12 protein-coding genes and 1 pseudogene are annotated in these 15,262 nt (G+C 71.1%); 7 read left to right on the top strand and 6 right to left on the bottom strand.

What is annotated here, in order from left to right:
* Positions 1–7: 7 nt before the first annotated feature.
* The 4 genes from QE416_RS02900 to QE416_RS02885 are packed head-to-tail and all read left to right on the top strand — an operon-like array spanning position 8 to position 5,623.
* Complete coding sequence (locus QE416_RS02900) at positions 8–982, top strand: carbohydrate ABC transporter permease (protein WP_307313351.1); 975 nt, start codon at positions 8–10, stop codon at positions 980–982.
* The gene (locus QE416_RS02895) at positions 982–1,797 is read left to right on the top strand and encodes a carbohydrate ABC transporter permease (protein WP_210076926.1); all 816 of its coding nucleotides are present in this window, start codon (positions 982–984) and stop codon (positions 1,795–1,797) included. Before QE416_RS02900 ends, QE416_RS02895 begins: the two co-directional genes overlap by 1 nt.
* A gap of 17 nt (positions 1,798–1,814) precedes the next feature.
* Entirely contained in the window at positions 1,815–3,563 is a 1,749-nt protein-coding gene (locus tag QE416_RS02890) for an amylo-alpha-1,6-glucosidase (RefSeq protein WP_307313348.1), read from the top strand.
* Positions 3,560–5,623, top strand: a complete 2,064-nt coding sequence (locus QE416_RS02885) for a TIM-barrel domain-containing protein (RefSeq protein WP_307313347.1) — start codon at positions 3,560–3,562, stop codon at positions 5,621–5,623. Before QE416_RS02890 ends, QE416_RS02885 begins: the two co-directional genes overlap by 4 nt.
* Before the next feature lie 53 nt (positions 5,624–5,676).
* Here QE416_RS02885 and QE416_RS02880 read toward each other — a convergent pair whose 3' ends face one another.
* Complete coding sequence (locus tag QE416_RS02880; protein WP_210076929.1) at positions 5,677–7,203, bottom strand: CitMHS family transporter; 1,527 nt, start codon at positions 7,201–7,203, stop codon at positions 5,677–5,679.
* Positions 7,204–7,362: 159 nt separating this feature from the next.
* Between QE416_RS02880 and QE416_RS02875 the strand changes: the two are divergent.
* The 3 genes and pseudogenes from QE416_RS02875 to QE416_RS02865 all read left to right on the top strand — a co-directional run.
* Positions 7,363–7,761: pseudogene (locus QE416_RS02875) on the top strand (histidine kinase); the annotation flags it as partial.
* A gap of 70 nt (positions 7,762–7,831) precedes the next feature.
* Positions 7,832–8,977, top strand: coding sequence for a sensor histidine kinase (locus tag QE416_RS02870; protein WP_307313345.1), 1,146 nt, complete (start codon positions 7,832–7,834; stop codon positions 8,975–8,977).
* On the top strand, positions 8,974–9,624 hold the full coding sequence (locus QE416_RS02865; protein WP_307313343.1) for a response regulator: 651 nt from the start codon (positions 8,974–8,976) through the stop codon (positions 9,622–9,624). Before QE416_RS02870 ends, QE416_RS02865 begins: the two co-directional genes overlap by 4 nt.
* A gap of 64 nt (positions 9,625–9,688) precedes the next feature.
* Here the strand turns inward: QE416_RS02865 and QE416_RS02860 are convergent, their stop codons facing one another.
* From QE416_RS02860 to QE416_RS02840, 5 genes are all read right to left on the bottom strand, one after another.
* The gene (locus QE416_RS02860) at positions 9,689–10,972 is read right to left on the bottom strand and encodes an alpha-amylase family protein (RefSeq protein ID WP_307313341.1); all 1,284 of its coding nucleotides are present in this window, start codon (positions 10,970–10,972) and stop codon (positions 9,689–9,691) included.
* A gap of 108 nt (positions 10,973–11,080) precedes the next feature.
* Positions 11,081–11,893, bottom strand: a complete 813-nt coding sequence (locus tag QE416_RS02855; protein WP_307313340.1) for a glycosyltransferase family 2 protein — start codon at positions 11,891–11,893, stop codon at positions 11,081–11,083.
* Positions 11,890–12,897: a hypothetical protein gene (locus QE416_RS02850; RefSeq protein ID WP_307313339.1), complete on the bottom strand. Its 1,008-nt coding sequence runs from the start codon at positions 12,895–12,897 to the stop codon at positions 11,890–11,892. Before QE416_RS02850 ends, QE416_RS02855 begins: the two co-directional genes overlap by 4 nt.
* Complete coding sequence (locus QE416_RS02845; protein ID WP_307313336.1) at positions 12,891–14,027, bottom strand: glycosyltransferase; 1,137 nt, start codon at positions 14,025–14,027, stop codon at positions 12,891–12,893. Before QE416_RS02845 ends, QE416_RS02850 begins: the two co-directional genes overlap by 7 nt.
* Positions 14,024–15,172, bottom strand: coding sequence for a glycosyltransferase (locus QE416_RS02840; protein ID WP_307313333.1), 1,149 nt, complete (start codon positions 15,170–15,172; stop codon positions 14,024–14,026). Before QE416_RS02840 ends, QE416_RS02845 begins: the two co-directional genes overlap by 4 nt.
* Positions 15,173–15,262 lie beyond the last annotated feature (90 nt).

Genomic DNA, 15,262 nt, shown 5'->3' with positions numbered 1-15,262 from the left:
CGCCGACATGACCGCGACGCAGATCACTGCCTCGACGGGCACCGGCGACGCCGGGAGGGCGGCGGCGCGGTCCGCCGTCCTCCCCACCCCCGGCGGCCGCCCGCGGCGCCGGGGCCAGTGGACGGCGTGGGCGTTCCTCGCCCCCGTCGTCATCTATCTGGTCGTCTTCTACGCCTATCCGCTTTATCGCAACCTCGACCTGAGCCTGCGCGACTACACCGTCCGCTCGTTCATCGACGGCAACGCCCCCTTCGTCTGGTTCGCCAACTACGTCGCCGTCTTCCAAGACGCCACGTTCTGGCCCGCGCTGGCGAACACGGCCACCTTCACGCTCGTCTCCATCGCGTTCCAGTACACGATCGGCATGGCGCTGGCAGTGTTCTTCTTCCAACGTTTCCCGCTGTCGGCCACGCTGCGCGCGCTGTTCCTCGTGCCGTGGCTGCTGCCGCTGCTGGTCTCGGCCTCCGCGTGGTCGTGGATGCTCAACTCGGACTCCGGAGTGGTCAACGCCGCGCTCGGGGCGGTGGGCATCGATCCGGTGAACTGGCTCACCTCCCCGCAGTGGGCACTGGTGTCCGTGCTGATCGCGAACATCTGGATCGGGGTGCCGTTCAACCTCGTCATCCTCTACAGCGGCCTGCAGAACATCTCGACCGACATCTACGAAGCGGCATCCATCGACGGGGCGAACGCGTTGCAGAAGTTCTGGCGCATCACCTTCCCGCTGCTGCGCCCCGTCTCGGCGATCACGATCCTGCTGGGGCTGGTCTACACGCTCAAGGTGTTCGACATCATCTGGATCATGACGCGAGGGGGCCCGGGCTCCAGCTCCACCACCTTCGCGATCTGGTCGTACCGGCTCGGCTTCGGGTCGGCCCTGCCCGACCTCAGCCCCGCGGCGGCCGTCGGCAACCTTCTCATCGTGATCGCCCTGGTCTTCGGGCTGATCTACATCCGCGCCCAGCGCCGTCTGGAGGTCTGATGAAGCGTCGACCGTGGTGGATCACCCTCGTGGGTGTGATCCTGACCGGGATCATGCTGTTCCCGATCTACTGGATGATCAACGTCTCGCTCACCCCCCAGGGCGATATGCGCAAGTCGCCGCCGGATCTGTTCCCCCTCGCCCCTACCTTCGAGGGATACCAGAGGGTGCTCTCCGACCAGTTGCCCTACCTCGGCACCAGCTTCGTGATCGGTGTCGGCACCGTGGTGCTGACGCTGGTGCTGTCGGCGCCGGCGGCCTACGCCTTGGCCAAGCTCCGTCCCCGGGGAGGCAACGTGCTCAGCTTCGCGTTGCTCATCGCGCAGATGATCCCCGGGATCATCATGGCGATGGGGTTCTACGGCATCTACCTCAATGCCGGGATCCTCAACACGGTGCCCGGGCTGATCCTCGCCGACTCCACCCTGGCGGTGCCCTTCGGGGTGCTGATCTTCACCGCCTTCATGCGGGGTATCCCCGATGAGCTCCTCGCCGCCGCCCGCATCGACGGGGCGGGCACCTGGCGCACGTTCCGGTCGATCGTCCTCCCGGTCAGCCGCAACTCGATCGTCACGGTCTCGCTGTTCGCGTTCCTGTGGTCGTGGTCCGACTTCATCTTCGCCTCGACACTGAACAGCGGCGGCAAGCTCCAGCCGATCACGATCGGCATCTACCGGTACATCGGCAACAACAACCAGGAGTGGAACGCCATCATGGCGACCGCCGTCGTGGCATCCATTCCCGCCGCCGTCCTGCTGATCCTCGCCCAGCGCTACGTGGCGGCCGGTGTGACCGCCGGCGCGGTCAAAGACTGACCCCTGAAAGGCCCCTCGTGTCCCTCTCTTCTCTGCCGTCTTTCGACGTGCGCGAAATCCCCTTCAGCCGTCGCGGTTCGTGGATGAACCTGTCTCCCGTGATCGGGCTGCACCGCCGCGTGCGCGACATCCATCTGGTCTCCCACCTCACCGGCATGCACGCGGTGCTGCGTCTGACGCTGAGCCGGGACGGTTCCTTCGTGGATGCCGAGACCGTGGCAGACCCCTCGGCTCTGTCGTGGCTGGTCGAGGGCGAGGTCGTGGCCTCGGCGGTGTTCGAGTCGAACGACGTGGTGCGGCTGGCGGGTACCGGGGTCGACCTCGTCCTGGCGGACGCGGCAGAGGAGCTCACCCCCTTCAGCGGCTCGTACTTCTTCCGAGAGCCCCGCGACCGATCGTGGGTCTTCACCTCGTACGAGACGGGCAGGCGCTACCGGGTGACCGTGCTGTCGGGGACCGCGGCGGCAGAGGGGGAGGAAGCCCTCGGGCAGAACGCCCGCTCGATCACCGTGGGCGGCGTGGCCGGCTGGGAGGTCGCGATCGAGCAGATCGAGAGCGCGGCCCCGGTGTTCACCTCTCTCGAGACCTTCGCCGAGGTGCAGCGGCGGGTCGCCGAGGAGTTCGAGGAGTATCTCGAGGCAGTGGCGGGCTGGCGGAGCGAGGACACACCCGCCGCGGCGCTCGCCGCCTACGTGCTGTGGTCGGCGACCGTCGTCCCCGCCGGCTTCGTCACGCGCGAGTCGGTGCTCATGTCGAAGCACTGGATGGACAAGGTCTGGAGCTGGGACCACACCTTCAACGCCCTGGCCCTCGCGCCCGGTGCGCCGGAGCTCGCCCTCGACCAGTTCCACGCCCCGTTCGACCACCAGGATGCCGCGGGTGCCCTGCCCGACTCGATCACCCACTCCGAGGTGCTCTACAACTTCGTCAAGCCCCCGATCCACGGGTGGGCGCTGACGCGGCTCCGTGAGCGGCTGCCCCGTCCCCTCGACCGGGCGGAGCTCGAAGCGGTGTACGCGCGGCTCGCGCGCTGGTCGCGGTTCTGGCTGGACTCCCGGACGGCGCCGGGTCGCTCGCTGCCCTACTACCAGCACGGCAACGACAGCGGCTGGGACAACTCCACCGCCTTCGACCACGACCGTGTCGTCGAGGCGCCCGACCTCGCCGCTTTTCTCGCGGTCCAGCTCGACGTCGTGGCAGATCTCGCCGACGAGCTCGGGCTCGACGAGGGCGCCCACTGGCGCGACGAGCGCGACCGGGTCGAGCGGGCGCTGCTGGCCGAGCTGCGCGACGAGGACGGCTTCTTCGCCGTCGGCTCCCTGAGCCGCACCCGCAGCAAGCGCACCAGCCTGCTCACCTTGCTGCCCGTGCTGGCCTCCCCGCGTCTTCCGGGCGACGTCGTCGACGCCCTGGCCTCCGGAATCGAGGCGCATCTCACCGAATGGGGGCCGGCGACCCAGCTCGTCGACACCTCGGAGTACGAGAGCGACGGCTACTGGAGGGGCCCCATCTGGGCCCCCTCGACGATGCTGATCGAGGAGGGGCTCCGCCGCGGGGGCCGGATCGGCCTCGCCGACACGATCAGCGAGAGGTTCCGGGCCCTGTGCGAGCGGTCCGGGTTCGCCGAGAACTTCGACGCCCTCACCGGTGAGGGGCTGCGCGATCGGGCCTACACCTGGACCGCGAGCGTGTACCTCGTCTTCGCCCACGATCACGTGGAGCGGCGCCGAGCCGAGGAGGCCGAGGGTATCGAGGCGCGGGCGTGAGCACCGTCACCGAGCACTTCTTCATCGAGGGCGACCGCCTCGTGTGGCGGGGCGATGGCGAGACCGTGGTGGTCGAGCCGTGGGGGCGAGACAGCGTGCGCGTGCGCGCGCGTCTCATGCACGACGTGCTCGATCACGACTGGGCGCTCCTGGCCGCCGATCCCGTGTCCGCGACGATCGAGATCGAGGGGGAACGGGCGACGCTGAGCAACGGGCGGCTGCGCGTGGTCGCGACCTCGCGCAGCGGCATCCAGCTGCAGACCGGATACCACCGCAACTTCTGCCACCTCGCCTTCTTCGACGCCTCGGGTCGCCTGCTCTTCGCCGAGAGGGACGCGGGAGGCTCGCTGGCGCTCGTCGCGCGCGAGCACCGCCCCATCGCGGGAGGCGACGTCAGGCTCACGGCGTCGTTCGACACCGCCGCGGACGAGCACCTGTACGGCATGGGGCAGTACCAGCAGGACGTGCTGGATCTGAAGGGCAGCTCCCTCGAGCTCGCCCACCGCAACTCGCAGTCGAGCGTGCCGTTCGTCATGTCGAGTCGTGGCTACGGCTTCCTGTGGCACAACCCCGCGATCGGGCGCGCGACGTTCGCGACCAACGGCACCCGGTGGGAGGCCGAGTCGACCGAGCAGCTCGACTACTGGGTGACCGCCGGCCAGACCCCGCGCGAGATCGCCCGGGCCTACGCGGATGCCACGGGGCACGCGCCGATGATGCCGGAGCGCGGGCTGGGGTTCTGGCAGTGCAAACTCCGGTACTCCTCGCAGGAGGAGCTGCTGTCGGTGGCTCGCGAGCATACGCGGCGCGGTCTTCCCCTCGACGTCATCGTCGCGGACTTCTTCCACTGGCCGAGGATGGGGGACTTCCGCTTCGAGCAGGAGTTCTGGCCGGATCCGGCGGCGATGGTGCGCGAGCTCGACGAGCTCGGCGTCGAACTCATGGTCTCGGTGTGGCCGCAGGTGTCGCTCGAGAGCGAGAACTACGCGCTCATGAAGAAGGAGAACCTGCTCGTGCGCGCCGAGCGCGGGCTCGACGTGCAGATGTCGTTCGAGGGGCCGAGTGCGTTCCTCGACGCCACCAACCCCCGCGCCCGCGACTTCGTGTGGCAGAAATGCCGCGACAACTATGCGCGCCACGGCATCCGCACCTTCTGGCTCGACGAAGCGGAGCCCGAGTTCGGTCTCTACGACTACGACAACTACCGGTATCACGCCGGTCCGGTGCCGCAGGTGGGAAACCTCTACCCCCAGCACTACGCTCGCGCTTTCGCCGAGGGGCAGTGGGGAGACGGCGAGACCGAGGTCGTGAACCTCCTGCGCGCCGCCTGGGCGGGGTCTCAGCGCTACGGCGCCCTGGTCTGGTCGGGCGACATCGCCTCGACCTTCGCTGCGTTGCGGGCGCAGATCACCGCCGGGATCCACATGGGGGTGGCGGGTATCCCGTGGTTCACCACCGACATCGGAGGCTTCCACCACGGCGACCCCGACGATGAGGGGTTCCGCGAGCTCCTGGTGCGCTGGTTCCAGTTCGGCGCGTTCAGCCCGGTGATGCGCCTGCACGGCGACCGCCTGCCGACGACCCCGGTGCACGCCGCCGACGGCTCGCGGCGGTCCCCGAGCGGCGGACCGAACGAGGTCTGGAGCTTCGGCGACCAGGTCACGCCGATCCTGGAGCGGTACCTGTTCGCGCGGGAGGCGTTGCGGCCCTACCTGCGAGAGGTGATGCGCGATGCGCACCGCGACGGGCAGCCCGTGCTGCGCGGGCTGTTCCACGAGTTCCCCGCCGACGAGCGCTCGTGGAGCGTGAAGGACCAGTACCTGCTCGGCGCCGACCTGCTCGTGGCCCCCGTTCTCGAGGCCGGCGCGCGCACCCGCTGCGTCCTGCTGCCCGAGGGGGCAGGCTGGACCGACCTGTGGACCGGCGCCGTGCACCTCGGCGGGGGAGAGGTCGAGGTCGAGGCTCCTGCCGACCGCGTCCCGCTGTTCGTCCGCGACGAAGCGCACCCCGAGATCTTCGAGGCCGTGCGTCGCGCTCTGCTTCCGTCGTCGGGACGGTGAACGACATGACCCCGGATGCCATGGCATCCGGGGTCATGTCGCTCGAGGTCGCGTCAGCGCAGCAGCGGCACCGCGCCCACGAGAACGCCCACGGCGAGCATCACCAGTGAGACGATCGTGGCGCGCCACAGCACCTTCTTGTGGTGGTCGCCGAGGTTGACGCCGGCGAGCGAGACGAGCAGCAGGATCGCGGGCACCAGCGGGCTCTGCAGGTGCACCGGCTGCCCGGTGATCGAGGCGCGGGCCATCTCGACCGGGGCGATGCCGTAGTTCGCTGCACTCTCGGCGAGCACGGGCAGGATGCCGAAGTAGAACGCATCGTTCGACATGAAGAACGTGAACGGGATCGACAGCACCCCGGTGATGACGGCGAGGAACGGGCCCATCGACGAGGGGATCACCTCGGTGATCCACGACGCCATCGCCGTGACCATGCCGGTGCCGTTGAGGACGCCGACCAGGACGCCGGCCGCCAGCACCATCGACACGACGCCGACGATCGAGGGCGCGTGAGCGACGATCTCGTCGGCCTGCGAGCGGAGCTTGGGGAAGTTGACGATGAGGGCGATCGCGGCGCCGACCATGAAGACGAAGGCCAGCGGGAACAGGTCCATGACCAGCAGCACCATGACCGCGGCCGTCAGGGCCAGGTTGAACCAGATGAGCTTCGGGCGCAGCGTCGCGCGGTTCGGGTCGAGCATGGTGTCGGCCATGGCGGTGTCGGCGGTGTCGACCAGTTGCGCGGCGGCGACGGCGTCGCGACCGCCGCGGACGGTGACGATGTTGCCGGTGCGCAGAGAGGCGACCGCGCCGGGCTTGGATTCGGCACCGCGGAAGATCTTCGGGGCGCCGAGTCGGCCGAAGCCGCCGGGCTCGTCGATCCTGGTGGTGTCGACGGTGCCGGCGAGACGCTTGCGCTCGGACAGCCCGAGGAACCAGGCGAAAGCGAGCGAGACGACCAGGCCGGCCAGCAGTGAGGGGATCATCGGCACGAAGACGTCGGTGGGCTGCAGGCCCAGGGCGGTCGCGGCGCGGACTGTCGGCCCACCCCACGGGACGATGTTCATCGTGCCGTTCATCAGGCCCGCGACGCAGGTGAGCACGACGGGACTCATACCCAGACGCAGGTACAGGGGCAGCATCGCCGAGGTCGTGATGATGAAGGTCGTCGAGCCGTCGCCGTCGAGCGAGACCGCCCCGGCGAGGATGGCCGTGCCCAGCACGATCTTGGCCGGGTCGTTGCCCAGCACGCGCGTGATCACGCGGATCAGCGGGTCGAACAGGCCGACGTCGATCATGATGCCGAAGTACATGATCGCGAACATCAGCAGCGCCGCGGTGGGCGCCATCTTGCTGATCGCGTCGATCACCATGTCGCCGAGGCCGAGACCCGCCCCGGCGATGAGACCGAAGACGGTGGGGACGACGATGAGAGCGACCATCGGGGTCAGGCGTCGGGTCATGATCAGGGCCATGAACGACAGGACCATGAGGAAGCCCAGGGCCACGAGCACCCCATCGGCGGGCGTGTAGGCCACCGGGTACTCGGCGGCGTCGGCCGCAAGGATCAGGGGGGTCATCGCGACTCCTTCGTCGTGACGGGCGCGGCTCTCGCACTCGATCCGGCGAGGTTACGCACGCCGAGCCTCCCGGCGCGTGCTTGCTCGCATTGCGGACGGTTATGCGCGTACCGTGTGTTCTGCGCATTTCGCGCACGAGAGTCGAGGCGGGAGGTGCGGATGCGGTTCGCCACGCGCATGCTGGTCGTGCAGGTCGCCACGCAGGTGGCCGTCGTCGCCGTGTGCACCGCCGTCTTCGCCTGGCTCGGCGTGCAGCAGCTGAAGGCCGAGGCCGATTCCTCGGCGCTGAACATCGCGCGGTCCGTCGCCGAAGCCCCCGAGGTGCGCGACCTCGTCGAGACCTACTCCGCCGATCCCGGGACCCCGGATGCCGCGGGCTTGCGCGACGGCCTGCTGCAGCGGTACGCCACCGACGTCACTACCCGCACGGAGGGCCTGTTCGTCGTGATCACCGACGATCACGGCATCCGTCTCGCCCACCCCGATCCCGACCGCCTCGGCGAGGTGGTGAGCACGAGCTTCGCGGACGCGCTCGCGGGGCGAGAGGTGGTCACGTGGGAGACGGGAACACTCGGCGAGTCAGCCCGCGCGAAGGTGCCGGTCTACGCGCCCGGCGGGGGGATCCCCGGTGGGGGAGGTGAGCGTGGGCTTCGAGCGGGCGAGCGTCTTCGACGACCTCCCGGCCCTGATCGGCGGGATCGCCGTCGCCGTGGCGCTCGCCGTGGCGATCGGCGCCGTGGTCGCCCTGTTCATGCGTCGCCGCCTCGAGCGGCTCACTCTCGGCGTCCAGCCCGAAGAACTCGTCTCGCTCGTCCAGACCCAGACCGCCGTTCTCGAAAGCGCCGATGAGGGGGTCGTCGCCCTCGACGACGCCGGCGTCGTGCGCGTGTGCACGGCCGCCGCCGAACGCCTTCTCGGAGTGAGGGATGCCGTGGGTCGGCCGGTGCGCGATCTCGGACTGCCCCCGGCGGTCGCCGCGGCTCTGTCGGGCACCGGGGCCTCGACCGGGCTCCCCCTGGGCGACCGCGTCGTGTTCATCGACGTGCGACCGGTGCGGCGCGGGGCCCGCTCCTTCGGCCGCGTGGCGACGCTGCGCGATCGCACCGACGTCATGGCCCTGTCGGGGCGGCTCGACAGCGTCCGCGCGATGAGCGATGCCCTGCGCGTGCAACGGCACGAGAACGCCAACCGGCTGCACGCGGCGGTGGGCCTGCTCGACGCGGGGCGCACCCACGAGGCGCGCTCCTTCCTCGCCGATCTCGTCGACCGGGGCTCGGTCGACTGGGCGGTGCCGGGGATCGACCTCGTGGCCGATGCGATGCTGCAGTCGTTCGTCGGTGCCAAGGCGCTCTCCGCCCGCGAGCGCGGGGTCGCTTTGCGCGTCGCCGATGATTCGTTCCTGGCGGATCCGATCGACGAGGTCGAAGACGTGGTCGCCGTGCTCGGCAACCTGATCGACAACGCCGTGACGGCGGCGGCGGCCGCGCCCGCGCCGCGAGAGGTCGAGGTGGCGGTGCTCGGCGACGGTGACGCGGTCGTCTTGACGGTGAGCGACACGGGGTCGGGGATCGCCGACCCCGAGGCGGTCTTCCTCCCGCGGGACAGGGGCGACGACCCCGCCGCCGTTCACGGCCTCGGCATCGGACTGCCCCTGTCGCGCGAATTCGCCCGCCGCCGCGGCGGCGAGGTGTGGGTCGTCGACCCGGGCGGCGACGGCCGTGGTGCGGTCGTGGCCGCCCGTCTGCCCAGCGTGATCCGAGAGGACCCTGCATGACCGACATCCGCGTCCTCGTCGTCGACGACGACTTCCGCGTCGCGGGACTCCACCGTGACGCCGTCGCCGCGCGCCCCGGCTTCGTGGCCCTCGAGCCCGCACGCACCGTGGGCGAGGCTCGAGCCGCGCTGGCCGCGCATCCCCCCGACCTCCTGCTCGCCGACGTCTACCTTCCCGACGGCGACGGGATCGAGCTCGTGCGGTCGGCCGGGGTCGATGCCTTCGTCCTCTCGGCGGCGACGGATGCCACGACCGTGCGCCGAGCCTTCACCGCGGGTGCGCTCGCCTTCCTCGTGAAGCCCTTCGACACGCGCGTGCTCGCGGAGCGCCTCGACCGGTACGCGCGCTACCGCAACCTGCTCTCGAGCTCGCGGCCCCTCACGCAGGACGACATCGATCGCGCGGCATCCGTCCTTCGCGGCGAGCGGGAGGGCGCCTCGCTCGCCCGGTCGGCGACCGAGCAGACGGTCCTCGCCGCCCTCGGGGCCGACGAGGCCTCGGCGACCGAGGTGGCCGAGCGCATCGGCGTCTCGCGCGCGACGGCGCAACGCCACCTCACCGCCCTCGCCGAGCGGGGACTCGTGCAGGTGAGCTTGCGCTACGGCACCACCGGGCGCCCCGAGCACCGCTTCCGCACCGGGAAGTAGGTACCGACCCGCCGCCCGCTCCGGGGGTGAGCACCGACGAGCTCCGGCTCCGATGCCCGAGCTGTCAGGCCTCCCACACCGCCCACCCGCGCGGCCCGAGCTCGATCCGCCCGTCCGAGGGCGTCCCTTCGCCGGCGACCAGGCTCCGTCCGTCCGCGATCGGCAGCGACACGGAGTCGTCGCCGATGTTGAGCACGACGACCACGGCGTCATCGCCCACCGCCGTCCGCAGAGCGAGCGCGGTGTTGGAGACCTCGATGACGTCGGTGTGTGCGCGCCACATCCAGGGCTTGCGTCGTCGTAGCGCGATCAGCGCCCGATGCGCCTGCAGGATGCGCTCGTCGGCCTGCACGTCCGCGGGCCGAGCGGGGAACTCCGGGCGCACCGCGTCGTCGCCGCCGAGCCGCTGCTCCTTCACCCCGGTCCACCCGAACTCGTCTCCGGCGTACACCGAGGGCGTGCCCGCGACCGTGAAGAGCACCGCGAGAGCGTGCGGCACGAGCTCCGCGCCGACCGCCGAGGCGATGCGCGTGACGTCGTGGTTGCCGACGAAGGTCTGCGGCGCGTAGGTGGCGAGCAGCTCGTCGTGTCGCTCGATGGCATGGCTGAGTTCGAAGAGGTTGCCGTCCGAGATCCCGTGCCAGATGCCCTGCCACAGCTCGTATTGCGTGAGCGAATCCATGCTCGACTCGCGGACGATGTCCGGCCCGTCGCCGTGGATGACCTCGCCGACGAACCACGCCTGGGGGAACCGTTCGCGTACGCGCGGCAGGACTCGGGCCCAGAACGACGACGGCACTGCGTAGGCGGCATCCAACCTCCACCCGTCGATCCCGCGCTCGAGCCAATGGTTCATGACCTCGACCACGAGATCGGCCGCCGCGGGCGAGGTGTGATCGAGCGCCACAAGCGCGTCGTGCCCCTCGAAGACCTCGGCCTCGAATCGGCCGTCGACCCACCGTCCACGGAACAGGCCCGCACCGTCCTGCGTCTGGTCGCGGAAAGCCGGGTGCGTGCGCCCGACGTGATGGAAGACCCCGTCGAGCAGGATCCGGATGCCGCGCTCCCGTGCCGCCGAGACGAGTCGGTCGAAGTCGCCGTCGTCGCCGAGCCTCGGGTCGATGCGGAAGTGATCGACGGTGTCGTAGCCGTGCGTCTCGGACGCGAACACGGGTCCGAGCAGCAGACCGTTCAAGCCGAGCTCGATGACGTGGTCGAGCCACGGCTCGAGACGCTCCAGGCGGTGCACCGGGGCGGCATCGGCATCCGCGCCGTCGCGGATCGGTGCGCCGACGAATCCCAGCGGGTAGAGGTGCCACCACAAGACGTGCTCGGTCCACGCGGGCATGGGTTCTCCTCGGCCCGGCGGGTCGGCACCGGGCCCTCCGACGCTATCCGGATGGGGTGGTCGGTCTCCGGGGGGTTGCGGGCGTCGTGTGCGCGCCCGACATCGCCGTCAGCGCACCCGGACCCAGTCGGATCCGCGGCGCTCGATCGCCCCCGCCGCCGCGAACGCCTCGAGCCACCCGCCCATCGGCCAGACGCCCCACCGATCGTGGAACGTGGCGCCGTTGCGGAGGATGTCGTCGAGGTGCTGCCACGGGGGAGAGGACACCGGATGCCATTGGTGGTAGGCATCCGCGCCGCCCACCCAGAACATGTCGACGCCGTTCGCGCGCGCGGTCCAGGCGAGATCGGTGTCCTCTGCGCCGTATCCCTCGTAGCCGGGGTGGAACCCCCCGATGCGTGCCCAGCTCGCGGGCGTGACGGCGAACGACAGCGACCAGAAGAGGTCGAACTCGCCCGGGGCGGCTCTGCGGGTCGTCCCGGGCGTCAGGGCCGGGCGGGCGCGGTGGGGGCGGGTGAGGAAGGGCAGATCGGATGCCGTTTCCGGTCGCTGCACGCTGCTCAGGTAGGTGACCGACCCGGAGAGCACGGCGTCGGGATGGCGCGCGGCCGCCGCACGATAGGCGGGGAGCAGGTCGGCTCCGGGGAGGCAGTCCACGTCGAGGAAGACGAGCAGTTCGGCACCGGCGTCGATCGCCGCAGCGGCAGCGTGGTTGCGGCCTTCGCCGACCCGGAGTCCGTGGGGCCCGGGCGGCACGTGCATCGCGAGGGTGCCGGCATCCGGAGTCTGCGTCGGCGGCGTCTCGTCGAGCCAGACCTCGACGCGCACGATGTCGTCGGCCACCTCCGCGAGCACCCGTCGCTGGCGTTCGAGATGCTCGCGTCGGGCGCGCGAGGCGACGGTCAGGACCGCGGTCTTCACGGGTGCACCGCGTCGATGGCCGCGGCCATGCGACCGGCCGCCCCTGCGGTCTGCCACCGTGACCACTCGGGGGCGTCCTGGGCGGCGCGCTCGACGAGATCGACCAGGGTGGCGGCGTCGGTACGGCTGTCGGCGCGACGGGCGAGCCCCCAACGCTCGAGCGTCTCCGCCGTGTCGTGCTGCTCGCCGAACGGTCGATCCTGGGCGAGGACCACGGCGCGGGCGTCGGCGGCTGCGAGGTCCGCGACGCTGTTCTGCCCGGCCGCGCTCACCACGACCGTGCTGCGGGTCAGCAGCGGCCACGGGTCGTCGATGCGAGAGGCCGCGTCGTGTCCGGCCGAGGTGACAGCCCATCCGCGGGCCCGCAGGCGACGCGAGAGGTCCTCGCGGACGTCGTCGTCGAGGACGCGCCCCAGCAGCAGCACCGAGCGCTCGTCCCGCGCCCCGACGCGCTCCCGGCCGTCGAAGCGGGAGATCCCACCGGTCCAGACCACGCGGTCGGTGCGCGCTCCGAGGGCCTCGGCCGAGACGGCGCCGCGTGCCCAGGGCGCCAGGATGCCGTCGGCGAGGTCGTAGGCCAGGGCGTGCGGCGCGTCGATGCGCGCCCCGGGCTGCGTCATCGCGAGGGTCCGAAGCCCCAGCAGTCGTGCGAACACGACCACCTCGACGCTGACGTCGACGACGAAAGCGGTCAGCGAGCGCTCCGCGGCGGTCGAGGCGATCGATGCCAGCCGGGCGCGGTGCCCCGGGTGGTCCAGCGGCGCCCAGTGCAGGTGTCCGCGCACGGTGGGGTCCGCGTCGCGGGGATCGGCGGGGGAGCCGTCCGGTCGCGTGTAGTCGTCGGCATCCGGGGGGAGTCGGATCCAGTCCACGTCGGCGGCGAGCCCGGCCGGGCGCGGCATCGACGAGAAGGCGACGACGGGTGTGCGCAGATGCGGGGTCACGGCGAGGAACCGTGCGACGTGGCCGTAGCCGTGATGGTGGACGTACCAGCCGATCACCACGACACCGCCGGCACCCGCCGGGTGATCGCAGGCTGCGCGACGTGCGCGAGCACGCGTTCGACCTCGCGGTAGCGCTGGGCGAGGGAGTGCTGGTCCACGGCCGCCTGTCGCGTCCGCGCGCGCGAGAGCGGGTCGCGGGTGCTGTCGGCGGCAAGGCTCGAGGCGGCCCTCGCGAGGGCGACGACGTCTCCCGGCGTGACCACGGCAGAACCCGGCATGCCGGCCAGTACCTCGGAGACCCCGCCGATGTCGAAGGCCGCCACCGGCGTGCCCGTGGCCAGTGCCTCGGCGATGACGAGCCCGAAGGGCTCCTCCCACATCGGCGTCACCAGAGCGACGGCCGAGGATCCGACCAGACGGCAGAGGTCGGGTTGGCGCAGCGGCCCGACGTAGCGGGCGTGCACGCCCAGGCGGGGGACGATCTCCTGCTCGAAGTAATCGACGTCGCCGATGCGCCCGGCGAGGACGATGTGCGCCCCGGCCTCGCGCGCCGCCTCGATGGCGAGGTGGGGGGCCTTCTCGGGAACGACCCGGCCGGACCAGACCCACGAGGGGCCGCCGCCACCGCACGTCCATTGATCGGTGTCGATGCCGTTCGGAAAGACGAAAGCGTCAACGCCCTCGACCGACCAGGCACGCGCGGTCGCCTGGCTCACGGCGAGGAAGCGGTGAGAGGCTTCGGCCACGTCGGCGGCCGCCTCGAGCAGGGGCTCGAGCGGCGGGGTGTGCAGAGTCGTGATGACGGGGATGTCCGCCTCGAGGCTCCAGCGGATGGGAGCCGGATGCAGGCTGTGGTTGTCGACGACGTCGTAGAGGTGGCGGTCGGCGATCAATCGGTCGCGGGCGGCGTCGAAGGCGCCGTCGACGGCGGCCGCGTAACCCAGCGGGTACTCGGTGTCGGAGGTGTGCTCCGGGCGCGTCCACTCCGGCGTCGGCAGCTGGAACTCGGGCACCTCGTCGAGGAAGTCGGAGCCCTCGGCCGCGCACAGCGTGACGTCGTGCCCCCGGGCGCGCAGCCAGCGCACGCGGTCCCAGACGGTCGCCTCCAGGCCCCCCGCGTGCGGCTGTCGAAGCGGGTAGCGCGACGGTGCGACCACGAGCACCCGCAGCGGTCGCTGTCCGCGGATCACGCGGCGACCTCGGCGGTGATGACGCGGCGATACACCTCGAGGTGCGCGTCGCGGACCTGTGCGAGCTGCTCCATACGCTCTGCCCGGCGGCGCTCGACCTCGGCCTCACGACGGGGGGAACCGGGCCGCGACCACGACTCGTCCGTGGCATCCACGATCGCCCGCGCGAGCGACACCGGTTCGCCCACGTCGAAGGCGTGGAAGTCGCCGGGATGCTGCGCGGCGATGTGCCCGATGCGCGTGGCGATCACCGGCACGGCCAGGTCGTAGCAGAGCTCCGCCCACCCCGACTGGGTGCCGTGGCGGTACGGGAGGACGCACGCGTCGAGGTCCGCGAGCCACCGGGCGAGTTCGTCGTCGTCGAGTCGGGCGCCGCGCTCGACGCGCACTCCGTCGGTGCTCGAGGCGAGCAGATCGATGGATGCCGCGGCCTCCTCGTCGCGGACCCGGTCGTTCATCCGCACGACGGCCTCGACGCGCGCGCCCTGGGCGCGCAGGTCGGCGACGGCGCGGACGAGCGTGGCGGTGGTGCCGACCCCGTCGATGTTGGGCCGCAGATCGCGAAGGTGGACGCCGACAAGGGTGACGTCGTGGGCCGATCCCGTGGGACGCGGGTCGTCGCCGAGCAAGGTGGGGTGGGCGATCACGGTCGTGGCGCGGTGGGTCATCTCTCGCACCTCGGCGTCGGCCGTGGCGGTGAGGGTGATCAGTTCGTCCGCGGCCGCCGCGAGCACGGCGAGCGATGCGCGGTGATCGTCCTGCGTGCTCAGCTGCGGGTTCTCCAGGTCGTGGACCGTGTAGACCAGCGGCCGACGCAGGCGTCGGAGCATCGCGACCGTGTCCTCGAGTTCCGCCGGGCTGTACGACTCGATCCCGAAATGCACGTGGACCAGATCGAAGTCCGCCGCATTCGCCTCGAGCCACGCCGGCAGCAGCACCTGCGGCGGCCACCACTGCCCGGCCGGAGCGCCCGGCGGAGGCGGGTCGGCGAGTAGCCGAACGCCCTCGGGATCCGCGATGGCGGTGACATAGGGGTGCGCTGAGGGAACGGCGGCGACCCGAAACGGGGGGACGACGGTGACGACGATCTTCTCTCCTCCTCGTGATTGCGTGCGTGACGGTGCGCGTATCGCATCGCCAGGCACATCGCAATGCAACGGGGCGGTTGGGACGACGACGACACCGACGGATACGTTCACATCATGGGTGCGGAGAGGGCAGGCGCGACAAGCCTT

Origin of the sequence: Microbacterium sp. SORGH_AS_0421 (assembly GCF_030818635.1) — a bacterium.
In the GTDB taxonomy this organism is placed as follows: Bacteria; Actinomycetota; Actinomycetes; order Actinomycetales; family Microbacteriaceae; genus Microbacterium.
Note: the sequence above shows the minus strand (reverse complement) of the source record. Positions and strands in the feature narration are given on the sequence as shown.